This window comes from Rhodopseudomonas palustris HaA2 (assembly GCF_000013365.1).
In the GTDB taxonomy this organism is placed as follows: Bacteria; Pseudomonadota; Alphaproteobacteria; order Rhizobiales; family Xanthobacteraceae; genus Rhodopseudomonas; species Rhodopseudomonas palustris_J.
On sequence record NC_007778.1, the window covers coordinates 137,308 to 160,557 of the forward strand.

A 23,250-nucleotide genomic window follows, 5' to 3' on the forward strand; every position below is an offset into this window, starting at 1 on the left:
GCCACACGCCGTGAAAGACTCCGGAATGAAACTGATCGCCCCCCGCAACAACTGGTATCCGCTGACATGGTCACGCGACGTGACGCGCGCGCTCGGCTGCCATCGCATCCTCGGCATCGATCTCGTGGTCTACCGCAGCGAGGCCGGCGAACCGATCGCGCTCGACGACGTCTGCCCGCATCGGCTGGCGCCGCTGTCGATCGGCAAGCTCAAGGGCGATGCGATCGAGTGCGGTTATCACGGCATGACCTTCGCACGCGACGGCCGCTGCATCCGGATTCCCGGCCAGCCGATCATCCCGCCCAACGCCCGCGTGCCGTCCTATCCGCTGCACGAGAAGATGGGCCTGGTGTGGATCTGGCCCGGCGATCCCGCGCTGGCGGACCCCGCGCTGATCTACGATCTGCCGCAATACGGCCAGCCGGACTGGCACGCGGCCCATGGCGACGCGCTTCGGATCGGCACCAACTATCTCAACCTCGCCGACAATTTGTGCGACCCCGCCCATGTCAGCTTCGTGCATTTGTCGACGCTCGGCAATGCGGCGAGCGAGGAGATTCCGGTCGAACACACGGTCAACGCGCGCGGCGTGCTGGTCTGGCGCTGGATCAACGACGCGCCGCCGATCCCGCTGTTCGCAAAGTACGGCAGCTTCACGGGCCACGTCGATCGCTGGCACTATTACGACTACCGCGCGCCGAGCATTGCGGTGATCGACTTCGGCAGCGCCGAGGCGGGCGCGATTGCCGATCCGGAGCAGCGCGACGCCGGGCTTCGGATCTTCGCCTGCCACTTCATCACCCCGGTCGACGATCACAGCTGCATCGACCATTGGCTGCATGTGCGCAATTTCGCCCTGAACGATCCCGACGTCGATCAGCGGCTGCATGCGGATTTCCGCATCGCCTTCAACGAGGACAAGGAGATCCTGGAGCGCATCGAGCAGGTCGATCGGGCCCGGCCGGGCTTCAAGCGGATCCGGCTCGGCATCGACGTCGCCCCGCAACGCATGCGCCGGATCGTCGAGCGCATGGTCGCGGAGGAAGCCGAACCGAGGGCCGCGATTCCGGCGGAGTGAGCGCCGCGCAGACTGGGGCGACGGCGCTCCTGAGGCTCAGCTCTTCGGCGCAAAGTCCGGCACGCCGAGTTCGTCCTTGCGATGGCACGCGACGTAGTGCTCCGGCCCGGTCGCGTCGAGGAACGGCAATTCCTCGCGGCAACGCTCGATCGTGAACGGGCAGCGCTGCGCGAAGCGGCAGCCGGGCGGCGGATCGACCGGCGACGGCGGCTCGCCCTTGACCAGATACTTCGCCTTCAATTCGTCGCGCAGCGGCCCGGGCGGCACCGCGGCCGAGACCAGCGACCACGTATAGGGATGCCGCGGCCCGGTGAACAGCGCCGAGGCCGGCGCCTGCTCGGCGATCTTGCCGAGATACATTACGGCGATCTCGTCGCAGAATTGCTGGATCACGCCGAGGTCGTGCGAGATGAAGATGTAGGTCAGCCCGCGCTCGCGCTGCAGCTTCTTCAGCAGGTTCAGAATCTGCGCCTGGATCGCGACGTCGAGCGCCGAGACCGCCTCGTCGCAGACGATCAGTTCGGGTTCGGGCGCCAGCGCCCGGGCGATGCACAGCCGCTGGCGCTGGCCGCCGGAGAACTGATGCGGAAACAGGTCGGCGGCCTCCGGCGGCAGCCCGACCTCGGCCAGCAATTGCCGCACCCGCTCGTCGCGTTCGCGGCTGGTGCCGATCTGCAGCAGATCGAGCGGCTCTCGGATCTGGTCGCCGGCGCGGCGGCGCGGATCGAGCGCCGAGAACGGATCCTGAAACACGATCTGCACATGGCGGCGCACCTGCCGCAGCGGCTCGCCGCTGAGCGGCATGATGTCCTCGCCGCGGAACACGATCTGGCCGGAGGTCGACGGCACCAGCCGCATGATCGCCTGCGCGGTGGTCGACTTGCCCGAGCCGCTTTCGCCGACGATGCCGAAGGTGGTGCCGCGCCGGACCCGGAAACTGACGCCGTCGACGGCGTGCACGAAGGACGGCTTGCCCCAGGGGCGCTTCCGCCCGGTGCGGAAATGCACCACGAGGTCGTTGACGTCGAGCAGATAGGGGCTGGCGTCGTCGGGCCGCAGGTCTTCGTGAATCATCATGCCGCGATCTCCTCGGCGCGCCAGCACGACACCGCGTGCCCGGTCGAGACCGCGTCGAGCGGCGGCTGCGGCCGCGACCGGCAGACGTCGCGGGCATTTGCGCACCGCGGCAGGAATGCGCAGTCCGGCCCGCGCTGCCCGAGCGACGGCACCATGCCGGGGATCTCGCCGAGATCGATCCATTGCGGCGGCTTGGCCACGCCGACGGCGAGATGCGGCACGCAGGCCAGCAGCCCGCGGGTGTAGGGATGGCGCGGCGCGGCGGCGATCTCGTGCGACGGCCCGGTCTCGATGCAGCGGCCGGCATACAGCACGGCGATGTCGTCGGCGAGTTCGGCGACCGCGCCGAGATCGTGGGTGATCAGCACGATCGCGGTCTCGGTCTCGTCCTGCAGCTTGGCCAGCAGATCGAAGATCTGCGCCTGCACGGTGACGTCGAGCGCGGTGGTGGGCTCGTCGGCGATCAAGAGCTTCGGCTTGCAGGCCAGCGCCATCGCAATCATCACCCGCTGCCGCATCCCGCCGGACAATTGGTGTGGATAGGCTTTGGCGCGCTGCTCGGCGGCCGGGATCTGCACCGCCTTCAGGAACTGCACGGCTTGCTCGGCGGCGTCCTTGCGGCTCATCCGGCGGTGATAATACAGCACCTCGGCGATCTGGTCGCCGACGGTATAGAGCGGGTTGAGCGCGGTCATCGGCTCCTGGAACACCATCGACACGGCGTCGCCGCGCAGCGCCCGCATCCGCCGGTTGTGCACCGCCAGCACGTCCTCGCCCTCGAGCAGGACCCGCCCGCCGGTGATGACGAAGCCCTCCGGCAGCAGCCGCATGATCGCCAGCGCCGTCATGCTCTTGCCGCAGCCCGACTCGCCGACCAGCGCGATGGTCTTGCCCTTGTCGATGGTGAACGACAGATTCTCGAGCACCGGGACCAGGTCGCCATGGCGATCGGTCATGCTGACGCTGAGCTTGTCGACCTCGAGTACCGGCGCCATCGTCACCTCCGTCGCAGCCGCGGATTGACCGCATCGTTGATGCCGTCGCCGACCAGGCTGATCGCCAGCACCGACAGGAAGATCGCGGCGCCGGGGAAGGTCACCGCCCACCAGGCGTCGAGCACGTAGTTGCGGTTCTGGCCGATCATCAGGCCCCAGCTCATGGTGTTGGGATCGCCGAGGCCGAGGAAGCTCAGCCCGCCCTCGAACAGGATGGCGACGCCGATCGCCAGCGTCGCCGACACGATGATCGGCGGCAGCGCATTGGGCAGCACCACCCGCAGGATCAGATGCAGATTGCCGGCGCCGGCGGCGCGCGAGGCCTTGATGAAATCGAGATCGCGCAGCCGCATGAATTCCGCGCGCGTCAGCCGCGCCGCCGAAGTCCAGCTCACCGCGCCGATCGCCAGCGTGATGGTCATGAGTTTCGGCCCGAACAGCGTCACCAGCACCATCGCGAACAACAGCGGCGGCAGCACCTGGAAGAATTCGGCGATCTTCACCAGCAGGCTGTCGATCCATCCGCCGAAGAAACCCGCCAGCGAGCCGACCGTCACGCCGATGGCGATGGTGAGCAGCGCCGCGACGGCGCCGACCGTGAGCGTCGCGCGGCCGCCATGCACCAGCCCCGCGAGCACGTCGCGGCCGAGATAGTCGGTGCCGAGCCAGGCATCGGCGGACGGCGGCGTGAACGGCAGGCCGACGATTTCCAGCGGGTCGAGCGAATAGATCCACGGCCCGAACAACGTCCCCGACACCAGCACGATCAGCAGCACCGCGCCGGCGACGCCGGACGGGCTCTTCAGAAATTGACGAAACGCGGCGCTGGCCGGCGACACCGCCTTGGCGGCCGGCAGTGCGCCCGGCGCCGCGGGCGGCGGCGCGGTCTGCGCCACGATCAGCGTCTGGTCGAGCGTGCTCATCGGGCCCCCGCGCGGATACGTGGATCGACCAGGCGATACACCAGGTCGGTGATGATATTGGCGGCGATCACCATCACCGCGGAGAAGAACAGCACCGCCATCAGCGTCGGATAGTCGCGGCGCAGGATCGAATCGAACACCAGCCGCCCCATGCCCGGCCAGCTGAACACCGTCTCGACCAGCACCGCGCCGGCGAACAGATTGCCGAACTGATGCCCGACGACCGTGACGATCGGGATCAGGGCGTTGCGCAGCGCGTGCTTGAAGATCACCACGCGTTCCGGCAGGCCCTTGGCGCGGGCGGTTCGGACGTAATCCGCCGACAGCACGTCGATCATGTTGACGCGCGCCAGCCGCGAATATTGCGCGATGAACACCAGCGCCAGCGTCAGCGACGGCAGCACCAGATGGGTCGCGACGTCGAGCGCATAGGCGAAGCCGGCCTTGGGGTTGACGACGTCGGCCATGCCGCTGACCGGCAGCACCGGCCACACCGAGCCGAACAGCAACAGCAACATCAGTCCGGTCCAGAAGATCGGCGCCGCATAGCCGGTCAGCGACAGCACCGTGACGACGTGGCTGAGCGCCCCGTTCGGGCGGCGCGCGCTGACCACGCCGAGCAGCGTGCCGATCACCACCGCGGTGAACAGCGACGACAGCGCCAGATACAGCGACGCCGGCAGCCGCTGCGCGATCAGGTTCAGCACCGGCTGGTTGAAGTAGTAAGAATAGCCGAAATCGCCCTGAACGACGTTTCCGAGATAGGTGAAGAGCTGCTGCAGCAGACTCTGATCGAGGCCGTATTTGGCGCGCAACTCGGCGATCACTTCCGCCGACGCCCCACCCATCTCTCCGGCGATCACTTGCACCGGATCGCCCGGTGCAAGATGGATCAAGCAGAAATTCAGCACCAGCACCGCGAGCAGCAGCGCCGCGGCGTTGGCGAGTTTTCCGAACAGATGGGTGAGGAGCGTCATGGTGCTGTCTGTCTACCCGGTTGGGTTCAGGTCTTCGGCGGCGTGACCCAGTGCACTTCGTCGAGCGGCGAGACGACGCCCCAGATCGTGGTCGGCAGCCCGCCGAGGCCGTTGGCGAAGGCGTTGTGGAACGGCACGGCGTTGATGAAGAACACCGGCACCTCGTCGACGACGATCTTCTGGAACTCCGAATAAAGCGCCTTGCGCTTCTCCGCCGAGGTCTCCACAGCGGCCTTGCCGAGGATCTCGTCGACCTTCGGGTTGGAATATTGCTGCGTGTTCGACCAGATGATGCCCTTGCGGATATTCGAGGTCAGATAGGTCCGGTCGACGCCGATCACCGGATCGGCCCAATTGTAGACCGAGTCCATGGTCAGATCGAAGTCGAAGTTCGAGACCCGCTGCGCCCAGGTCGGGAAGTCGGGCGCGGCGCGGACTTCGAGGTTCAGGCCGACACGCTTCAGCGCCGAGCGCATGTATTCGGCGACGTTGCGCTGCTGCTCGTCGCTGCCCGGGAGGTAGTCGATCGTCAGCGTGGCGCGGACGCCGTTGCCGTCCGGCTTGAGGCCGGCCTCGTCGAGCAGCTTTTTGGCCTTGGCGACGTCGAACTTGTAGAGCTGGACGTTCTTCTCCTCGAACGGCGAGCCCGGCGCGATCGGCCCAGTCGACGGCATCGCCTTGCCGCCCATCAGCTTGTTGACGATGAAGTCGCGATTGGCCGCGTAGGCGATCGCCTGGCGGACGCGGACGTCGTCGAGCGGCTTCTTCTTGGTGTTGAAGGCGAGCCAGTTCAGCGCGCCGAGACCGGCGAAGCCCTTGTCGACGACCTTGAGGTTCTTCGACTTCTCCAGCCGGTCGATGTCGCGCACGCCGGTGACGAACGGCACGGCGTGGACCTCGCCGCGCTCGGCCGAGACCATCAGCGCGTTCGGATCCGAGATCAGCCGCACCACGATCTTGTCGAGCTTCGGACGGCCCGGGATGAAGAATTTGTCGAACTTCTCCAGCGTGTAGTACTCGCCCTGCTTGTATTCGGCGAGCTTGTACGGGCCGGAACCGATCGGCTTGAGGTTGGCCGGATGCGCCTTGACGTCCTGGCCGTCGCCGTAGACGTGCTTCGGCAGGATCGGCATCAGCGCCGGCGACATCGCCAGCAGCAGCGCCGGATGCGGATGCGCCAGCTTGATCACCGCGGTCTTCGGATCGGGCGTCTCCACCTTGTCGACCGCGGCCAGCATGGTCTTGAACGGGTGGTTGGCCTTGATCGTCATGATCGAGAACGCGACGTCCTCGGAGGTCACCGGCTTGCCGTCGTGAAACACCGCGTCGTCGACCAGCTTCAGGGTAATCGACAGACCGTCGGGCGCGACCTCCCAGGATTTGGCGAGATACGGCTGCGGATTCCAGTTCTCGTCGAAGCGCAGCGGGCTGGCGAAAATCTGCGTGCTCGGCAGCGCGGTGGCGATGCCCGACTGCACCGCGCCGTTGAAGTGCCGCGGCACCTGCGTCGAGCCGATCACCAACGTGCCGCCGCCGGCCTGCTGCGCGCGCAGATCGGCCGGCAGGCCGAGCATCGCCAGGCCTCCGAGGGAGCCGATAACAAAGGACCGCTTCGTCAACTTCATGGATTCAACTCCGCTGTGAAGGTTCGAGGGCGAGGATGATCGATGCGCACGGCGTGCGTATCGGCAAAACGACGAGACCGGCGCTCATGACGAGGCTCCGGCCGCCAGCGCGCGATCGAGGATCGCGTCGAGCACCGCCGGCGGCGGCAAATCGCAGGTGCCGACGCCGACCAGCACGATGCCCGGGGACACAGGCTGATCAGGCGCCGGCGGCGTCAGCGACCATGCCCGGTCGACCAACTGGAAAACGTGGGCGCCGGCCTCGCCGGCGAGCCGGCACGACCCCTTCAGCCGCAGCAGCTCCGGCGGCAGCGCCGCCAATGCGCCGGCGATCCGGGCGCGATCGAACGCGCCGTCGCGGCGATAGGCCCAGCTCCGGAACGCGGCGCCGTGATCGCGCGGCACAGCGTCGGGCGAGTCGGCGCGAAAAGCCGACATTGCAGCGCCCACGTCGAGCGACGCCAATGTCGGCAGCGCCGCTCGCGACGTCTCGATGATACGCAGACCGGGGCGCAGCGCCAGCAACGCGGCGCGTGCGGCAGCGAGCCCGGCCACATCGACCAGATCACTCTTGTTCAGCAGTACGACGTCGCACTGCGCGAACTGCCCGCACACGGTGTCGCCGACGCGAGCGTCGTCGATCAGTTGTACGATCCGGCTGGCATCGGCCAAGACGACGACGCGCTCGAGCCGCAAGCTCGGCTCGATCAGCGCGATCTCGGCGATCTTCCACGGATCGCCGACGCCCGAGGCTTCGATGACGATGCGCTCGAACGGCACCTCGGCGTCGAGCACCTTGCACATCGTGTCGATGAAGCCGGTGCCGATGCTGCAGCAGATGCAGCCGTTGGTCAGCGTCATCGTGCTGCCATCGTGGCTGGCGATCAGCGTCGCATCGACATTGATCTCGCCGAAATCATTGACCAGCACCGCGGTGCGCGGGCTGCCGGTGGCGAGCAGATGATTGACGAAAGTGGTTTTGCCGGCGCCGAGAAAGCCGCCGATCACCGTGACGGGAATGGTCGCGGACGATCCCGTCATGCCCGGGGCGCCTCCCGGACGACGCCGCCGACCACGGTGCCCCAGATCGCGATGTCCTTCAGCCGCTCCGGCGCCACCGTGAGCGGATCATCCTCCAGCACGACGAAATCGGCGAATTTGCCGGTCTCGATGCTGCCGACCAGATGATCCATCTTCAGCGTATAGGCCGCCCCGATGGTGATCGCCGCGAGCGCCTGCGGCACTGTCAGAGCCTCGGTGTCGCGGCCGAGCACCCGACCGCCCGAAGTGACCCGGTTGACGGCGCACCACGCCGTGAACAGCGGCGCCAGCGGCGTTACCGGCGCGTCCGAATGGATCGCGAACGGCACGCCGATGCGCTGCGCCGTGCCGGTGGCGTCGAGCCTTGCGGCGCGCTCCGGGCCCATCGTCAGTTCGTAGTGCGAGTCGCCCCAGTAGTAGACGTGATTGGCGAACAAATTGGCGCAGACGCCGAGCGCCTTCATCCGCCGGAATTGCGCGGCGTCGGCCATCTGGCAGTGCTGCAGCGTATGACGGTGATCAGGCCGAGGGGTATCGATCTGCGCCGCCTCGATGGCATCGAGCGCGAGTTCGGTGGCTTCGTCGCCATTGGTGTGGATGTGGAGCTGGATGCCGGCGCGGTGATACGCGCCGACCAGCCGCGGCAGTTCCTCCGGCGCGATGTACCACAGCCCGTTGGCGACGCCGTTGTGATAACCGGGCCAGCGCAGCCGCGCGGTGAAACCCTGGATCGAACCGTCGACCACCAGCTTGACGATGCCGTAATGCAGCCGGTCGTTGCCGCCTTGGCGCAGCGCCTCGATCTTGGCGACGCCCTGCTCCGGCGTGTGCGACACCGCGGCCAGCGCCGGAACTAATCGCACGCCGAAATCGGCGGCCTCGGTCGCGGCGCGATACACCTCGACGGTCTGGTCGGACATGTCGTTGTGCAGATCGGTGACCGTGGTGACGCCCTGGACGCAGCACGAAGCGGCATAGCGCGCGACATCGGCGGCGGTGATGTTGCCGGTCTGCGGATTGTTGCCGAGCGACCGAAACAGCCGCATCCGCGCCGGGATGCCCTGCAGTTCGCCGCTGGCGAGGCCGTCGGCGCCGGCGACGACGCCGGAGATATTGGTGGCGTGCAACAGCTCGGCGCGCTCCAGCGTCGTGGTGTTGACGTTGTTGATGTGGAACGAGGCGTGGACGACGACCACCGGGCGCGTCGTCGACACCCGGTCGAGGTCCTGGCGCGTCAGCATCTTGCCGCCGATATGCAGCGGATCGAAGCCCCAGGCGAACAGCGGCGTGTTGGGCTCCTGCAGCAGCGCTTCGGCCTGCTGCAGCCGCGCGACGATCGCATCGATGTCGGGGACACCGGCGACAATGCGGCCTTCCGGCGAGCGGCGGTCGAACGCGCCGATATAGGGAAGCTTCCACATCAGGCCTTCCATGATGTGGCTGTGGCCCTCGACGAAGCCCGGCATCAACACCTTGTCGGCGAAACGATTGTCGAGCCGCGCGCCGCCGACGCACAACTCGCCCGCCGTGCCGGTTGCGACGATCCGCCCGTCTCGCACCGCAACATGCGTAGCAGCGGGACGCGACGGGTTCATCGTGATGATGTTGCGGGCCGAGTAGACGACGGTGTCGTGGTTCACGCTGCTGAGCCTCTCCGGATTTCAGTTGCGAACGTGAAGCGATCCACCGGACCGCACTAGCGCCAGATGCCCCGCACGAATGGAGCCAGTGCCATCCGCCCAGCGCCGGGCTCGATGGCAGACTTCTTGCTTCTCAGTTGCAAACAGACATACTCGGATACAGCACTCCACCGGGTCCGCTGTGCCGGCATGGTAGATCGTCAAGGAAAGTTATAGCGTCTTGGGAAAGCTCGCACAGCTCGCTTATCAGGAAGCCGGTCGCAACGGTTCGCTCGATCGTTCGGCAAATGCCTCCGCGAATGCCGCATCGTTAGGCAACAGCGATGCGCTGTTCTGGGGCGCCTTATTCCGCGGAATGGATCGCGGCGGGTCGTTTCTGCAACTGCAGATCCGCCAGATCATCGTCACCGCGATCGAAGACGGCCGGCTGCCGCTCGGGATGCGGATGCCGTCGAGCCGCGATCTCGCCGCGGTGCTCAAGGTGTCGCGCAACACCGTTGTGATCGCCTACGAGCAGCTGGTCGACCAGAACTTCCTGGTGTCGCGGCAGCGCAGCGGCTACTTTGTCGCCGGCCTGTCGAAGAAGGTCGCCTCCGGCGCCGGCAAGCCTGCCGAGGCGGCGAGCCGCGACGATGCGCATTGGGCCGCGCGCTACGCGGTGCAGCCGTCGGCGCATCGCAACATCGTCAAGCCCGCCGACTGGCAGGCGCAGCCCTACCCTTTCATCTTCGGGCAGTTCGACCCCAGCCTGTTTCCGACCAACGACTGGCGCGAATCCGCGCGGGCCGCGCTGAGCGTCCCCGAGATCAACAACTGGGCGCGTGACCTGATCGACGGCGACGACCCGGCGCTGATCGAGCAGTTGCAGCTTCAGGTGCTGCCGCGCCGCGGCATTCATGCGCGCTCCGACGAAATCATGATGACGATCGGCGCGCAGCACGCGCTGTATCTGATCGCGACGCTGTTCATCAACGACCGCACCCGCGTCGGCATCGAGGAGCCCGGCTATCCCGACGCGCGAAACATCTTCCGGATGCTGACGCCCGACGTCGTCCCGCTCGCCTCCGACGCGCAGGGCCTGTTGCCGGACGAGCGCTTGCAGAGTTGCGCGCTGGCCTATGTCACCGCCAGCCATCAATGCCCGACCGCGACGGTGATGCCACTGCAGCGGCGACTGGAGTTGCTCAAGGCCGCCGAGACCGGCGACGTCGTGCTGGTGGAGGACGACTACGAGGGCGAACTGATGCCGGAGGCGGCGACGCTGCCGCCGCTGAAGAGCCTCGATCACGCCAGCAACGTGCTCTATGTCGGCAGCCTGTCGAAGGCGCTGGCACCCGGGCTGCGGCTCGGCTACGTGGTGGCGCCCGCGCCGGTGATCCGCGAGCTGCGGGCGCTGCGGCGGCTGATGCTGCGCCACCCCCCGCTCAACAACCAGCGCGTCGCCGCATTGTTCATCGGGCTCGGGCACTATCGCTCGCATCTGGCCCAGGTCGGCCGCGTGCTGCTGGAGCGCGCCAAGATGCTCGACCGCCTGCTGCCGAAACATCTGCCGGACTGCAGCTTCTCGCGCGGACCGGGCAGCACCAACTACTGGATCGCCTGCCCGCCCGGTACCGACACCACGGCACTGGCGCGGGAAGCGCTGGCGCAGGGCGTGGTAATCGAGCCGGGCGCGGTGTTCTCGATGGACGAGACCGCCAGCCGGCATTGCTTCCGGCTCGGCTTCTCCTCGATCCGCACCGACCGGATCGAAACAGGCATCCAGCGCCTCGGCGAAGTGATTGCGGAGTATTTGAAGAAGTAGTTGCTGCGAGAGGCAGCGCGTCACATCAGTTCGCTGAAGCCCTTGGCGGCGCTGATCAGCGCGATCACGCCGAGGCTGACGATCGACACGTGGCGGTGCAATCGCTCGGTGCCGCGGCGGAAGCCGAGTTCGCCGATCCAGGTGCCGAGCAGCATCACCGGCAGCGCCAGCACCGCCAGCCACACCACCGCCGAGGAGGCCAAGCCGACCGCCACGATGCTGGTGAAGGCCGCGATCGAGGTGGCGAGGAAGAACACCAGCAGCGAGGCTCGCGCCGTGGCGGCGCGGAACGGACCCGACATGTAGTAGACGATCGCCGGCGGACTCGGCATCGCCGCCAACCCGTTGAACAGACCCGAGGTCGCGCCCACCAGCACGGTGGCGAAGCGCGACGGCACCGCCGCGAGCGCGAAACCGCGTCCGAGCATCAGCACCGCCAGCGCGATGATCACCGAGATCACGATCCGCGCCACCGGCGCCGGCGCGACGCTGAGCGCCAGCACCCCGAGCGGCGAGCCGATCACCGCGCCGACGATCAGCCATCGCAGCGACGGCCAGTGGCAGTCGCGGCGATTGCGGCGCAGATCGGCCAGGCCGCCGAGCAATTGCAGCAGCACAGCGATCGGCACCGCCTTGGCCGGGGCCATGACCAGCCCCATCAGCGGCACCGCGGCGAGCGCGAAGCCGAAGCCGGTGAAGCCGCGCAACAGCGCGGCCGCCATCACCGCCGCGAGCGTCGCCGCGATCGCGCCCGGCGTCGGCAGCGCGCCGAGAAAGCTTGCCTGCGCCGCGGCGATCAGGTTCTGCATGGTGGCGTTCACCGCATGTCGATCACGACGGTCTTCTTCTTGGTGAAGTGTTCGAGCATCGCCTCCAGCGACGCCTCCTTGCCGAGACCGGATTTGCGGAAACCACCGTAGGACAGATTCGGCTGGATCGTCAGGTTCTGATTGACCTGCACGTAGCCGGCGTCGAGCCGCTGCACCGCGCGCAACGCGGTGCGCAGGTCGTGGGTCCAGACCGTGGCGGCGAGGCCGAAATCGCTGTCATTGGCGCGCGCGATGACGTCGTCCTCGTCGTCCCACGGCTGCACGCAGACCACCGGGCCGAAGATTTCCTCGCGCATCAGCGGGCTGTCTTCCGGCAGGCCGGTGACGATGGTCGGCTGCAGGAACAGGCCGTCTTTCAGATGACCGGCGCGCGGAAGCTCGCCGCAACGCGCGACCTGAGCGCCGGCGGTGCGTTCGCCGAGCGCCAGATAGGATTCGATCTTCGCCTTCTGCCGCTGCGAGATCACGGTGCCGATGTCGGTCGCCTCGTCGAGCGGATCGCCGATCACGAGCTTCGCCACCGCATCGCGCAGCGCCGCGACGAAGGCGTCGATCAGGGTGTTGTGCACGTAGATGCGGCTCGCCGCGGTGCAGCTCTGGCCCTGCCGGGTGAAGCGCATCCCGGCGATCGCGCCGGCGACGACCCGCGCCATGTCGGCGTCCGGATAGACGATCATCGGGCTCTTGCCGCCGAGCTCGAGGCTGACCGGAATGATTTTGCGCGCCGCGGTCTGGTAGATCAGTTCGCCGACCGCCTGCGAGCCGGTGAAGGTCACCTTGGCGACCGCCGGATGCTCGACCAGCGCCGAGCCGCAATCGCGGCCGGTGCCGCAGATCACGTTGAGCACGCCGGCCGGCAGCAGTTCGGCCATCAGCCGCGCCATCTCGATGGTGGCGAACGGGGCTTCTTCCGACGCCTTGACCACCACCGTGTTGCCGGCCACCAGCGCCGGCGCGATCTTCAGCATCATCAGCACCAGCGGCACGTTCCACGGCAGGATCGCGGCGACGACGCCGAGCGGCTCGCGGCTGGTGTAAGTCAGGATCTGCGGATCGAACGGCAGCGTCTCGCCCTTCAGTTCCGAGGCGAGGCCCGCATACATCGTGACGATATCGATCGCGGTGGCAATCTCGCCGCGGCATTCGGTGCGGATTGCCTTGCCGGTTTCCAGCGCCAGCACCGCGGCCAGCGCGCCCGACTTCGCCGCGATGGCGCGCGCGGCTTCAGCGAGCAGCTTGCCGCGCTGCCGCGACGGCGTCGCCGCCCAGCCCGGAAACGCCGCCGACGCGGCGTCGACGGCCCGCGCGACGTCGTCCGTGGTCGCGGCCGGCGCTTCGCCCAGCACCGCACCGGTCGCGGGGTCGAGAACCTCGAGCGTCGCGCCGGCCACGGCCGGAACCAGCGCATTGCCGATCAGGTGACGGCCGTGCAGTTGAGTGATCGTCTCGGAAACAGCGGAGGCGATGGCGGGATCGATGCGGGTGGCGATGTTGATCATGCCGCCACCTTGGCGATTGCGGTTCGCGCGCGAAGGTCCAGCCGCAGCCAAGCCATTGGGCCAGTTGGCCGGACCGGTTCGGCGGCGCGGCGATTCTGGCCGCAGACGTCACGGCCATCTGGTTCTAAACCGCCCTCGGCCGTCATGGCACCGTCCGATCGAAGCTGCCGGCCGATCCGCGCCATCATCACGGAGACGCTCGCGCGCCCACCATGATGGAAGCTCCATGTCTGATCCTGCTGTGTCTGATCCTGCTGTGTCCGATCTCGATGCCCTGCGACTGCGCAAGCTGGAACTCGTGTTCGAGGCCTTCAATCGCCACGACGGCGCCGGGGTGATGTCGGCGATGACCGACGACGTCGTGTTCGATGCCGCCGCCGGTCCCGAGGCCTGCGGCCGCCGCATCGTCGGCACCGCCGCTGTCCGCGCCGCCTTCGAAGGCACCTTCGCGACCTTCCCCGATGTGAGCTGGGAATGCACCCGCCACGCCGTGTTCGGCGACCGCGGCATCTCCGAATGGGTTTTTCGCGCGACCGCAAAGGATGGATCGCGGATCGAGGCCGAGGGCGTCGACCTGTTCGGATTCCGCGGCGAGCTGATCTGCAGCAAGAGCGCATTCCGCAAGGACCGGCCGGCGCTGCCCGCCCAGGGAGCCGCGTGATGAACCGGCCGCTGAAGACGCCGCCGGTCGCGGCCTACGATCCGCATTACGATCCGCTGGTCAGCGACGGCCCGGGCCACAATCGCGACTACGCGCCAACCTACTGGCACGCCACCGCCGGTCCGCTGCCCGCCGACGACGGCCCGGTGACATCCGACATCGACGCCGACGTCGCGATCGTCGGGTCCGGCTACACCGGACTCGCCTGCGCGATCTATCTGGCTCGCGAACATGGTATCAAGCCCATCGTGCTGGAGGCCAATCGCGTCGCCTGGGGCTGCAGCACCCGCAATGGCGGCCAGGGCCAGAACGCCGCCGGCCGACTGACACGGTCGCAATGGATCGCGCGCTGGGGCATCGACGTCGCAAAGCAGCTTCACGCCGAAATCCGCGACGGCTTCGACACCTTCGAGGAGTTGATCCGGCAAAGCCCGATCGATTGCGAGCCGCAGCGCGGCGGGCATCTCTACATTGCGCACCGCCAGCGCAACCTCGACAAGATCGCCGCCGAAGCTAAGGTGCTGCGCGACGTGTTCGGCGAAAAGACCAGCGTGGTGAGCGCCGAGCAACTGCGGAGCGACTATCTCAATGAAGCCGAAGCGGTCGGCGCCGTGCTGGAGCCGCTCGGCACCGGCGTGCACCCCGCCAAGCTCGCTTTCGGCTATCAGCAGATGGCCCGCGATCTCGGCGTCAGGATTCATCCGGCGAGCCCCGTCGCCGAAATCCAGTCCCGCGACGGCGCGCTGTATCTGCGCACGCCGGGCGGCACGGTGCGGGCGCGCGCGGTCGGCATCGCCACCGGCGCCTACACGGCGCCCGGCCTGACCCCGGCGCTGCGCGGCCGCTGCATGCCGATCCTGTCGAACTCGATCGTGACCCGGCCGCTGACCGCGGCCGAACTCGACGCCACCGGCTTCAGGACCAAGCTGGTGCTGACCGACACAAGGACGCTGCGCTACTACTACCGCCTGCTGCCCGACAACCGCATCCAGATCGGCAGCCGCTCCTCGATCACCGGCGCCGACGCCGATCATCCGAAGCATCTCCAGCTCCTGATCGACGGGCTGCATCGCAAATTTCCGGCGCTGCAGGGCATCGAGATCGACTATTCGTGGTGGGGCTGGGTCGACGTCAGCCACGACATGATGCCGCGCATCTTCCAGCCCGATCAGCAGACCAAGATGTTCTACGCGCTCGGCTATGGCGGCAACGGCGTGTCCTATTCGGCCCAGGCCGGCCGCCGCATGGCGCAGATGATCGCCGGCCAGCACTTCAAGGGCCAGGACCTGCCGATCTTCACCTCGCCGCTGCCGACCCACACTTTCGAGCCGTTCCGTCGGCTCGGCCAGCGCATGCTGTATCGCTGGTACCACATGCGCGACGAGGCGGCGTAGCCGTTCGCTTCCTCGCTGAAAGTCGAGTTTCGCGCCGTCCTAACAACCCGTCTTGGCCGGCCTTGTGCCGGCCATCCACGAACTGGGCTCACGCCGCAAGCAGGACGTGGATGGCCGGGACGAGCCCGACCATGACGGTTGGGGGAGCATTACTCCCGCGCGCGCTTCATCCGCGCGATCAGCAGGTCCGCCACCATCCGGCACGACGGCGAGATATTGCGGGTGGCGAGTTGCACCAGCGTCACCTGCGTCGCCTCCAACCGCTTGTCGCGCAGCGGAACAGCCACCAGCCGCCCCGCCGCGATCGCCGGCATCGCGGTGTCGCGCGGCAGGAAGGTGGCGAGATCGGTGCGCGACGCCAGCATCTGCGCGAACGCCAGCGAATTGGTCTCGCTGCAGATCTCCAGCCGTACCTTGGCGTTGGCGCAGGCGCGATCGACTTCCTGACGGATGCCGAACGACGGATCGGGGACGATCACCCGCAGCCCCGCGAGATCCTTGACCGCGCAGGCTTCGCGATCGGCCATCGGATGATCGGGCGCGACGATCAGGCACAGCGACTGCCGCATCCGCGCCAGCTCGATCAGGTCGCGCCGCGGCGCCCGCCCGAACACCAGCCCGAGATCGACCTCGTTGCGTCCGACCAGTTCGGCGACCGCGCGGGACCCCACCACCGTCGTGGAGACGAAAATGCCGGGATAATCCACCGACAGCTCGACCAGGAAGTTGGACAGGAAATTCGCCAGCATGCCTTCCACGGTGGCGAACCGGATCTGGCCGCGGCGCATGGTTTCGAATTCCTGCACCTTGGCGCGGATGCCGTCGAGCTGGCTGCGGTTCTCGACCGCGTAGCGATACAGCAGCCGGCCGGCGTCGGTCAGCGCCATGCCGCGGGCATTGCGCTCGAACAGCTTGACCGACATTTCCTCCTCGATCGCCTGAATCTGCCGGCTGATCGCCGACGGCGCGATCCGCAGCGTCGCGGCGGCCTGCTTGATCGATCCGGATTCCGTCACCTCGCGGAAATAGCGGATCGCCGCCGATTCGATCATCGCAGCCGTGTCCTTCGGGTTGTTCCGGCTGCCGAAGATTCCGGCAGCAGCTGGCTAATGGTCTAATTATTCGATCTGAGACCTCTAATTTCAATGCTTTAATTCGAATGGCCGGTTTGGCAGAGTCGACTCAACCAAAGGCCGCCAAGGAGAACTACAGATGCTTCACGCGTGGGTTGCTCGCTGCGTTCGCCTCTCGATCCCGCTCGGCATTGCCGCGCTGGCATCCGGAATCCAGATATCCGCAGCGTCGGCCGACGACGTCATCAAGATCGGCGCGCCGCTGCCGATCACCGGGCCGCTGGCGCCGGAAGCCATCAAGCAGCAGCAGGGCTACAATCTGTGGGCCGAACAGGCCAACAAGGCCGGCGGCATTTCGGTCGGCGGCAAGAAGTACAAGGTCGAGATCGTCTACACCGACTACCAGTCGAACACGCCGCGCGCGGTGCAGGCGACCGAGCAGCTGATCACCCAGAACAACGTCAACTTCGTGTTCTCGCCGTTCGGCTCCGGTGCGGCGAAGGCGGCCAGCACGGTGTCGGAAAAGCACAAGGTGCCGACGCTGGCGGCGACCGCCTCGTCGTCCCAGGTCTACGACCAGGGCTACAAATATCTGTTCGGCACCTTCACCCCGAACGACACCCTGACCACGCCGCTGACCGAAATGATCAAGGCCAAGGTGCCCGAGGTCAAGAAGGTCGCGATCCTCGCCCGCAACGATCTGTTCCCGCTGGCGATCGCGCAGGAGATGGAGAAGTCGGCCAAGGCCAACGGCCTCGAGGTGGTGTATTTCGAGAAATACGCGATCGGCACGCTCGACCATTCCGCCACGCTGTCGTCGATCAAGGCGCAGTCGCCGCAGTGGATCTTCGTCACCGGCTACACCAACGACCTGCTGCTGGTGCGCAAGCAGATGATCGACCAGCAGATGAAGGCCCCGGTGGTCTCGATGATCGCCGGCCCGGCCTATCAGGAGTTCATCGACGCGCTCGGCAAGGGGGCCGAGAACGTCTCGAGCGCCGCCTGGTGGCATCCGGCCGCGCGCTATGACGGCAAGGACATCTTTGGCTCCACCGCCAATTTCGTGAAGCTGTTCAAGGACAAGTACAACGCCGAACCGGACTACGCGCATGCTTCGGCGGCGCTGTGCGGCGCGCTGTTCCAGATCGCGATCGAGAAGGCCGGTTCGATCGATCGCGACAAGGTGCGCGACGAACTCGCCAAGATGGACGTCGTCACCTTCTTCGGCCCGGTCAAGTTCGGCGCCAACGGCCAGATCAACTCGCTCGACCCGCCGGTCTTCCAGATCCAGGGCGGCAAGCCGGTGGTGCTGTTCCCGCAGGCGATCAAGCAAGGCGACCTCAAGATCGGCCTCGAGTAAGCATCGCTCGGATCCAGTTCGGTTCAGGGCAACAAACGAAACTCCGACGTCCGTCATTGCGAGGAGCGAAGCGACGAAGCAATCCATGCCACGCATGGAGCCTTTCTGGATTGCTTCGCAACGCTCGCAATGACGGGACGAAGGCTTCGCTGCACGATCTGAATCGCTGCCCCGGCGCCGCTTCATCCCGGCTCTCGACATTCCTCGCCTCCTCCAACCAAGCGAAGCCGCTCTCATGCAAGCCGTCCAGATCCTGATCAACGCGCTGGTGCTGGGCAGTCTCTACGCCTGCATCGCGATCGGGTTTTCGCTGGTGTGGGGCGTGCTCAACGTCATCAACCTGATCCACGGCTCGTTCATCGTGCTCGGCGCCTACCTCGCCTTCGGCCTGTACCAGTCGCTGCATCTGTCGCCGTGGTACGCGATCGTGGTCGCGGCGCCCGTGTTCTTCGTGTTCGGCTACATCGTGCAGCGGCTGATCCTCAACCGGGTCATCACCGCGCCGGTGCTGGTGACGCTGACGCTGACCTTCGGGCTCGATCTGATCCTGAACAATGCGATGATCTATGTCTTCACCGCCGATTATCGCCGCCTGACGCTGATTCCGCCGCTCGGCTCGGTGTCGTTCGAGGGCGTGGTGGTTCCGGTCGACCGGCTGATCGCGACCGCGACCGCGCTGGCGCTGACCGGCCTGCTGTATCTGCTGCTGCGCCGCTCCAGAGTCGGCCGCGCCATCGTCGCGGTGCGGCTCGATCGTGACGCCGCGGTGCTGATGGGCGTCCATGTACCCTCGATCTACGCGGTTGCGTTCGGCCTCGGCGCGGCGCTGGCCGGCTGCGCCGGCGTGCTGATGGCGCTGATCTTCCCGATCTCGCCGCTGACCTCGTCGGCCTATCTGGGCAAGGCCTTCGTGGTCTGCGTGCTCGGCGGGCTCGGCAGCGTGTCCGGCGCGCTGGCCGGCGGAATGTTGCTGGCGCTGGTCGAAAGCGTCGGCTCGGCGTTCTTCGGCCCGGCGCACGCCACCACGCTGTCGTTCCTGCTGTTGATCATCTTCCTGATCCTGCGCCCGCAGGGCCTGGTCGGCCGAAAGGGCTTCGAATGAGCCGCAGCAATATCGCCCTTCTGGTCCTGATCGCCTGCGTCGCGGCTCTGCCGCTGTTCGGCGGCGCCTATGCGCTGCGGCTCGGCACCATCGCCTGCATGTATGCGGTGCTGGCGCTGTCGTGGAACGTGGTCGGCGGCTTCGCCGGCTATCCGTCCTTCGCCACCGCGGCGTTCTTCGGCTTCGGCGCCTATTGCGGCGGCGTGCTGATGGGCAAGGGCTTCCCGCTGTGGGCGGCGGCGGCGGTCGCCGGATTGCTGGCGCTGGTCTCCGCGGTGGCGCTCGGCGCGGTGCTGCTGCGGCTGCGCGGGCATTATTTCGCGATCGCCAGCCTGTCGCTCGCCGAGGTGCTGCGCGAGGTCGTCAACAACGCCACCGACCTCACCGGCGGCGGCATGGGGCTGAACATCCCGCTCGCCTCCGGCGCCGGCGTGATGGCGGAGGCGACGTTCTTCTTCTACGCGATGTGGGGCGTGATGCTGATCACCGCGCTGATGGTGATCGTGGTGGCGAATTCCAAGCTCGGCTTCGCGCTGAACTGCATCCGCCAGAACGAGACCGCCTCCAGCATGGTCGGCCTCAACACCACGCTGGCCAAGAGCATCGCCTTCGGCCTGTCGGCCTGCTTCGTCAGCGTCGCCGGCGGCATCTACGCCGCCTGGGTGCACTACATCGATCCGTCCGATGTGTTCGACATCCTGTATTCGGTCAAGCCTATCGTGATGGCGCTGATGGGCGGACTCGGCTCGCCGCTCGGCGTCGCCTGTGGCGCCTTCATGTATCTCGGCCTCGAGGAAGTGGTGTGGCGCAACTACACCCACATCCACACCGGCGTGCTCGGCGTGCTGATCGTGATGCTGCTGCTGTTCCTGCCGCACGGCCTGAGCTCGCTGCGGTTCGACCGGCTGCGGCGGAGGACGAAGCATGTCTGAGCTGCTGCAACTCACCGGCGTCTCCCGGCACTTCTCCGGCCTGCAGGCGCTGCGCGACGTCTCGCTGTCGGTGTCGGGCGGCGAGGTGCTCGGCCTTATCGGGCCGAACGGCGCCGGCAAGACCACGCTGGTCAACACCATCTGCGGCGTCACCCCGGCGAATTCCGGCACCGTCAGCTTCGACGGCAGGGACATCACGAAGATCAAGACCTATCAGGCCGCCCGGCTCGGGCTGGCACGCACCTTCCAGATCGTGCAGCCCTTCGCCGAATTCTCCGCGCTCGACAACGTCGCCGCCGCGGCGCTGTTCTCGCAGCCGGGCGCCAGCCTGAGATCGGCCCGCGAGGCGGCGCGCGAGCATCTGGCTTTCGTCGGGCTGGAACCACAGGCCGATCAATCCGCCGCCACCCTGACGCTGGCGATGCGCAAGCGGCTCGAGCTGGCCAAGGCGCTGGCGATGAAGCCGAAGCTGCTGTTTCTCGACGAGGTCAATGCCGGGCTCAACAGCGCCGAGGTCGAACGCGCCACCAGCCTGATCCATCAGCTCGCGGCGAACGGCATCACCATCGTGATGATCGAGCATCTGATGAAAGTGGTGCTGAACGTCTGCACCCGCATCGTCGTGCTGCACAACGGCCAACTCATCGCCGACGGCGCGCCGCGCGAGGTGATCAGCAATCCCGCCGTGGTCGAGGCCTATCTCGGCCAGCAATACGCCAAACGGACCGCCCGCAATGGCTAGCGAACTGATCCTCGAAGCCAAAGGCCTCGACGCCGGCTACGGCGAAATCCAGGTGCTGTGGGGCATCGACCTCGCGGTGCGCCGCGGCGAGATCACCGCGCTGATCGGCTCCAACGGCGCCGGCAAGACCACGCTGATGCGCGCACTGTCCGGGCTGATCCCGGTCCGCGCCGGCCGATATCTCTCCGAAGCAGAGGACATCACCGGGAGCACGGCCGCGCAGATCCTGACCCACGGCATCGTCCACGTCCCGGAAGGCCGGCGGCTGTTCGGCGCGATGAGCGTCGAGGAAAATCTGATGATGGGCGCGTATTTGCGTAAAGCGAGCCGCGCCGAGATCAAACGCGACCTCGACCGCGTCTACGCCACCTTCCCGAAACTGCGCGAGCGCGGCAACCAGCAGGCCGCGACGCTGTCCGGCGGCGAGCAGCAGATGTGCGCGATCGGCCGCGGCCTGATGAGCGCGCCGAAACTGCTGATGATCGACGAATTGTCGCTCGGGCTGTCGCCGCTGCTGGTCGAGCAGCTGGTCGATGCGCTGCGGGTGCTGAACGCCGGCGGCACCTCGATCCTGCTGGTCGAGCAGGACGTCACCATCGCGCTCGACCTCTGCCACCGCGCCTTTGTCATGGATATGGGCCGGATCGTGCGCGAGGGCTCGGGCGAGGATCTGCTCGCCGACCCGATCGTGCGCGACGCCTATCTGGGCGTGCTGCAGGACTGACACACCAAGTTTCACTGCCTGATCGAAAGAGGAATCATGATCGAGACCGTCGAAGCCCCGAACAGCGGCTATCGCTACATGCCGGGCGTCTTCCAATATTCCTGCGGCATCGCCGCGCTGCCTGGCTTCGCCATCGAGCGCGTGCGCTTCGCCGAGCCGGTGCCGCTGAAGCAGGGCTTCGCGAAGATCGCCGAAATCCTCAAAGCCGCCGGCCGGCCGTTGACCGCTTTCGGGGCCTGCGAACTGCGCTCGCCCGCGCCGTTCACCGAGGACGGCTTCAAGGCGTTCAACGAGATCTACATCCAGACGCTGGTCGACTGGGGCATCATGAAGGACGGCATCAACCCGATCGCCCGCAGCAATGTCTGCCCGCAGATCGATCCGCCGGCCGAGCCGAGCTTCTACGCCTTCTCCTACACGGTGCCCGCCGACAATGCGCCGAAATCCTTCGTCATCGCCGGCAGCGGCGAGGCGCCCGAGGGCAAGGGCAATTATCGCGATCACACCGTCGCGCTCGGCGACACCAGCCCGGCCGGTCTGCAGAAGAAGGCGCAGTTCGTGCTCGGCGAGATGGAGCGCCGCATGAGCGCGTTCGGCGGCAGCTGGCGCGACATCACCGGGGCGCAGCTCTACACCGTGCACGACATCCATCCGTTCCTGGAGAGCGAGCTCGGCAACCGCGGCGTGTTCCGCCACGGCCTGACCTGGCACTTCAACCGCCCGCCGGTGGAAGGGCTCGACTACGAGATGGACTGCCGCTGCGTGCATCGCGAGCGCGTGGTCTGATGCGCAGCGGCCGGGCCCCGCAGCGCGTCGCCATTGCCGGGCTCGGCGCCATCGGCAAGGCGATCGCGCGTGAACTCGATCGCGGGCTCGACGGGCTGACGCTCGGCGCCGTCGCCAGCGGCGACCCGGAGAAGCATCGCGCCTTCCTCGACGGCCTGCGGACGACGCCGCCGGTGGTCCCGCTGGATCAGTTGCACGCCCACGCAGACCTCGTGATCGAGGCGGCGCCGAGCAGGCTGCTGCGCGCGATCGTCGAGCCGTTCGTCAGCCGCGGCAGGACCGCGATCGTGCTCAGCGCCGCGGCGCTGCTGCAGAACGAGGACCTGATCGATCTGGCCAATCTGAACGGCGGCCAGATCATCGTGCCGACCGGCGCGCTGATCGGGCTCGACGCCGTCACTGCCGCCGCCGTCGGCACGATTCATTCGGTGCGGATGATCACCCGCAAGCCGGTCGATGGCCTGCGCGGCGCGCCGTTCATCGTCGACAACGGCATCGACCTCGACGGATTGCGCGAACCGCTGAAACTGTTCGAAGGCACCGCGCGCGAAGCCGGCAAGGGCTTTCCGGCCAATCTCAACGTCGCGGTGGCGCTGTCGCTGGCCGGCATCGGGCCGGATCGCACCATGGTGGAGATCTGGGCCGATCCGGGCGTCACCCGCAACACCCACCGCATCGAGGTCGATGCGGATTCGGCGCGGTTCGCGATGACGATCGAGAACGTGCCGTCCGACAATCCCCGCACCGGCCTGATCACGCCGCTGTCGGTGATCGCGCTGCTGCGCAAGCAATCCGCCGCGCTGCGGGTCGGGACCTGAGGCGGCGACGACCTCCCGGGGGGCGACGGGCGTTCGGGCGCGCCGAAATGCCGCCTTCCCCTGCGAATTGCGGGAAGCGAAAATACCGCAACCGCACAAAAATGGTTGCCCCGATTGATTTCATCCCGCTGCTTCGCGGCCTGTCCCGGCCTGGCGCCGCCATCTGCCG

At 67.2% G+C, this 23,250-nt stretch carries 21 protein-coding genes; 11 read left to right on the plus strand and 10 right to left on the minus strand.

What is annotated here, in order from left to right; genetic code table 11:
- The first annotated feature begins 25 nt into the window (after window positions 1-25).
- Window positions 26-1,078 (plus strand): aromatic ring-hydroxylating dioxygenase subunit alpha, encoded by a 1,053-nt coding sequence (locus tag RPB_RS00640; protein WP_041797836.1) that lies wholly within the window; start codon window positions 26-28, stop codon window positions 1,076-1,078.
- A 36-nt stretch (window positions 1,079-1,114) separates the two neighbouring features.
- Here the strand turns inward: RPB_RS00640 and RPB_RS00645 are convergent, their stop codons facing one another.
- The 7 genes from RPB_RS00645 to RPB_RS00675 form a co-directional block, all read right to left on the minus strand.
- Window positions 1,115-2,155 (minus strand): ABC transporter ATP-binding protein, encoded by a 1,041-nt coding sequence (locus tag RPB_RS00645; RefSeq protein ID WP_011439030.1) that lies wholly within the window; start codon window positions 2,153-2,155, stop codon window positions 1,115-1,117.
- The gene (locus tag RPB_RS00650) at window positions 2,152-3,150 is read right to left on the minus strand and encodes an ABC transporter ATP-binding protein (protein WP_041797837.1); all 999 of its coding nucleotides are present in this window, start codon (window positions 3,148-3,150) and stop codon (window positions 2,152-2,154) included. Before RPB_RS00650 ends, RPB_RS00645 begins: the two co-directional genes overlap by 4 nt.
- A 2-nt stretch (window positions 3,151-3,152) precedes the next feature.
- On the minus strand, window positions 3,153-4,073 hold the full coding sequence (locus RPB_RS00655; RefSeq protein ID WP_011439032.1) for an ABC transporter permease: 921 nt from the start codon (window positions 4,071-4,073) through the stop codon (window positions 3,153-3,155).
- A complete protein-coding gene (locus tag RPB_RS00660) occupies window positions 4,070-5,050 on the minus strand; it encodes an ABC transporter permease (RefSeq protein ID WP_011439033.1) in 981 nt (326 codons plus the stop codon). Before RPB_RS00660 ends, RPB_RS00655 begins: the two co-directional genes overlap by 4 nt.
- A 26-nt stretch (window positions 5,051-5,076) precedes the next feature.
- On the minus strand, window positions 5,077-6,675 hold the full coding sequence (locus RPB_RS00665) for an ABC transporter substrate-binding protein (RefSeq protein ID WP_011439034.1): 1,599 nt from the start codon (window positions 6,673-6,675) through the stop codon (window positions 5,077-5,079).
- A gap of 84 nt (window positions 6,676-6,759) precedes the next feature.
- Window positions 6,760-7,716, minus strand: a complete 957-nt coding sequence (locus tag RPB_RS00670; RefSeq protein ID WP_011439035.1) for a CobW family GTP-binding protein — start codon at window positions 7,714-7,716, stop codon at window positions 6,760-6,762.
- Window positions 7,713-9,356 (minus strand): amidohydrolase, encoded by a 1,644-nt coding sequence (locus RPB_RS00675; protein ID WP_011439036.1) that lies wholly within the window; start codon window positions 9,354-9,356, stop codon window positions 7,713-7,715. Before RPB_RS00675 ends, RPB_RS00670 begins: the two co-directional genes overlap by 4 nt.
- A gap of 220 nt (window positions 9,357-9,576) precedes the next feature.
- Between RPB_RS00675 and RPB_RS00680 the strand changes: the two genes are divergently transcribed.
- Window positions 9,577-11,160: a PLP-dependent aminotransferase family protein gene (locus tag RPB_RS00680; RefSeq protein WP_011439037.1), complete on the plus strand. Its 1,584-nt coding sequence runs from the start codon at window positions 9,577-9,579 to the stop codon at window positions 11,158-11,160.
- Between the two features lie 20 nt (window positions 11,161-11,180).
- On the opposite strand, the gene RPB_RS00685 is transcribed toward RPB_RS00680, so the two are convergent.
- Complete coding sequence (locus tag RPB_RS00685) at window positions 11,181-11,981, minus strand: sulfite exporter TauE/SafE family protein (protein WP_245258286.1); 801 nt, start codon at window positions 11,979-11,981, stop codon at window positions 11,181-11,183.
- The gene (locus RPB_RS00690; RefSeq protein WP_011439039.1) at window positions 11,978-13,489 is read right to left on the minus strand and encodes an aldehyde dehydrogenase family protein; all 1,512 of its coding nucleotides are present in this window, start codon (window positions 13,487-13,489) and stop codon (window positions 11,978-11,980) included. The genes RPB_RS00685 and RPB_RS00690 overlap by 4 nt, the downstream gene beginning before the upstream one ends.
- Before the next feature lie 226 nt (window positions 13,490-13,715).
- Between RPB_RS00690 and RPB_RS00695 the strand changes: the two genes are divergently transcribed.
- Window positions 13,716-14,150, plus strand: coding sequence for a nuclear transport factor 2 family protein (locus RPB_RS00695; protein WP_011439040.1), 435 nt, complete (start codon window positions 13,716-13,718; stop codon window positions 14,148-14,150).
- Window positions 14,150-15,544, plus strand: a complete 1,395-nt coding sequence (locus tag RPB_RS00700) for an NAD(P)/FAD-dependent oxidoreductase (RefSeq protein WP_011439041.1) — start codon at window positions 14,150-14,152, stop codon at window positions 15,542-15,544. The genes RPB_RS00695 and RPB_RS00700 overlap by 1 nt, the downstream gene beginning before the upstream one ends.
- 149 nt (window positions 15,545-15,693) lie before the next feature.
- Here the strand turns inward: RPB_RS00700 and RPB_RS00705 are convergent, their stop codons facing one another.
- Window positions 15,694-16,596 (minus strand): LysR family transcriptional regulator, encoded by a 903-nt coding sequence (locus RPB_RS00705; RefSeq protein WP_011439042.1) that lies wholly within the window; start codon window positions 16,594-16,596, stop codon window positions 15,694-15,696.
- 160 nt (window positions 16,597-16,756) lie between these two features.
- On the opposite strand from RPB_RS00705, the gene RPB_RS00710 reads away from it, so the two are divergent.
- The 7 genes from RPB_RS00710 (at window position 16,757) to RPB_RS00740 (ending at window position 23,081) form a co-directional block, all read left to right on the plus strand.
- Window positions 16,757-17,977: an amino acid ABC transporter substrate-binding protein gene (locus tag RPB_RS00710; protein ID WP_011439043.1), complete on the plus strand. Its 1,221-nt coding sequence runs from the start codon at window positions 16,757-16,759 to the stop codon at window positions 17,975-17,977.
- A 235-nt stretch (window positions 17,978-18,212) separates the two neighbouring features.
- Window positions 18,213-19,079: a branched-chain amino acid ABC transporter permease gene (locus tag RPB_RS00715; RefSeq protein ID WP_011439044.1), complete on the plus strand. Its 867-nt coding sequence runs from the start codon at window positions 18,213-18,215 to the stop codon at window positions 19,077-19,079.
- Entirely contained in the window at window positions 19,076-20,011 is a 936-nt protein-coding gene (locus tag RPB_RS00720; protein WP_011439045.1) for a branched-chain amino acid ABC transporter permease, read from the plus strand. The genes RPB_RS00715 and RPB_RS00720 overlap by 4 nt, the downstream gene beginning before the upstream one ends.
- Window positions 20,004-20,753 (plus strand): ABC transporter ATP-binding protein, encoded by a 750-nt coding sequence (locus tag RPB_RS00725; protein WP_011439046.1) that lies wholly within the window; start codon window positions 20,004-20,006, stop codon window positions 20,751-20,753. Before RPB_RS00720 ends, RPB_RS00725 begins: the two co-directional genes overlap by 8 nt.
- Window positions 20,746-21,477, plus strand: coding sequence for an ABC transporter ATP-binding protein (locus RPB_RS00730; protein ID WP_011439047.1), 732 nt, complete (start codon window positions 20,746-20,748; stop codon window positions 21,475-21,477). The genes RPB_RS00725 and RPB_RS00730 overlap by 8 nt, the downstream gene beginning before the upstream one ends.
- A 36-nt stretch (window positions 21,478-21,513) precedes the next feature.
- Entirely contained in the window at window positions 21,514-22,263 is a 750-nt protein-coding gene (gene cnbZ, locus RPB_RS00735; RefSeq protein ID WP_011439048.1) for a 2-amino-5-chloromuconate deaminase CnbZ, read from the plus strand.
- Window positions 22,263-23,081, plus strand: a complete 819-nt coding sequence (locus RPB_RS00740; RefSeq protein WP_011439049.1) for an aspartate dehydrogenase — start codon at window positions 22,263-22,265, stop codon at window positions 23,079-23,081. Before cnbZ ends, RPB_RS00740 begins: the two co-directional genes overlap by 1 nt.
- The last annotated feature ends 169 nt before the right edge of the window (window positions 23,082-23,250 follow it).

Bases quoted from the DNA above. Each gene is read 5' to 3' on its own strand.
- RPB_RS00640 (WP_041797836.1), top strand. From the start codon at position 26: ATGAAACTGATCGCCCCCCGCAACAACTGGTATCCGCTGACATGGTCA.
- RPB_RS00655 (WP_011439032.1), bottom strand. From the start codon at position 4,073: ATGAGCACGCTCGACCAGACGCTGATCGTGGCGCAGACCGCGCCGCCG.
- RPB_RS00705 (WP_011439042.1), bottom strand. From the start codon at position 16,596: ATGATCGAATCGGCGGCGATCCGCTATTTCCGCGAGGTGACGGAATCC.
- RPB_RS00710 (WP_011439043.1), top strand. From the start codon at position 16,757: ATGCTTCACGCGTGGGTTGCTCGCTGCGTTCGCCTCTCGATCCCGCTC.
- RPB_RS00645 (WP_011439030.1), bottom strand. From the start codon at position 2,155: ATGATGATTCACGAAGACCTGCGGCCCGACGACGCCAGCCCCTATCTG.
- RPB_RS00665 (WP_011439034.1), bottom strand. From the start codon at position 6,675: ATGAAGTTGACGAAGCGGTCCTTTGTTATCGGCTCCCTCGGAGGCCTG.
- RPB_RS00725 (WP_011439046.1), top strand. From the start codon at position 20,004: ATGTCTGAGCTGCTGCAACTCACCGGCGTCTCCCGGCACTTCTCCGGC.
- RPB_RS00660 (WP_011439033.1), bottom strand. From the start codon at position 5,050: ATGACGCTCCTCACCCATCTGTTCGGAAAACTCGCCAACGCCGCGGCG.
- RPB_RS00650 (WP_041797837.1), bottom strand. From the start codon at position 3,150: ATGGCGCCGGTACTCGAGGTCGACAAGCTCAGCGTCAGCATGACCGAT.
- cnbZ (WP_011439048.1), top strand. From the start codon at position 21,514: ATGATCGAGACCGTCGAAGCCCCGAACAGCGGCTATCGCTACATGCCG.
- RPB_RS00695 (WP_011439040.1), top strand. From the start codon at position 13,716: ATGTCTGATCCTGCTGTGTCTGATCCTGCTGTGTCCGATCTCGATGCC.
- RPB_RS00740 (WP_011439049.1), top strand. From the start codon at position 22,263: ATGCGCAGCGGCCGGGCCCCGCAGCGCGTCGCCATTGCCGGGCTCGGC.
- RPB_RS00700 (WP_011439041.1), top strand. From the start codon at position 14,150: ATGAACCGGCCGCTGAAGACGCCGCCGGTCGCGGCCTACGATCCGCAT.
- RPB_RS00715 (WP_011439044.1), top strand. From the start codon at position 18,213: ATGCAAGCCGTCCAGATCCTGATCAACGCGCTGGTGCTGGGCAGTCTC.
- RPB_RS00670 (WP_011439035.1), bottom strand. From the start codon at position 7,716: ATGACGGGATCGTCCGCGACCATTCCCGTCACGGTGATCGGCGGCTTT.
- RPB_RS00720 (WP_011439045.1), top strand. From the start codon at position 19,076: ATGAGCCGCAGCAATATCGCCCTTCTGGTCCTGATCGCCTGCGTCGCG.
- RPB_RS00690 (WP_011439039.1), bottom strand. From the start codon at position 13,489: ATGATCAACATCGCCACCCGCATCGATCCCGCCATCGCCTCCGCTGTT.
- RPB_RS00730 (WP_011439047.1), top strand. From the start codon at position 20,746: ATGGCTAGCGAACTGATCCTCGAAGCCAAAGGCCTCGACGCCGGCTAC.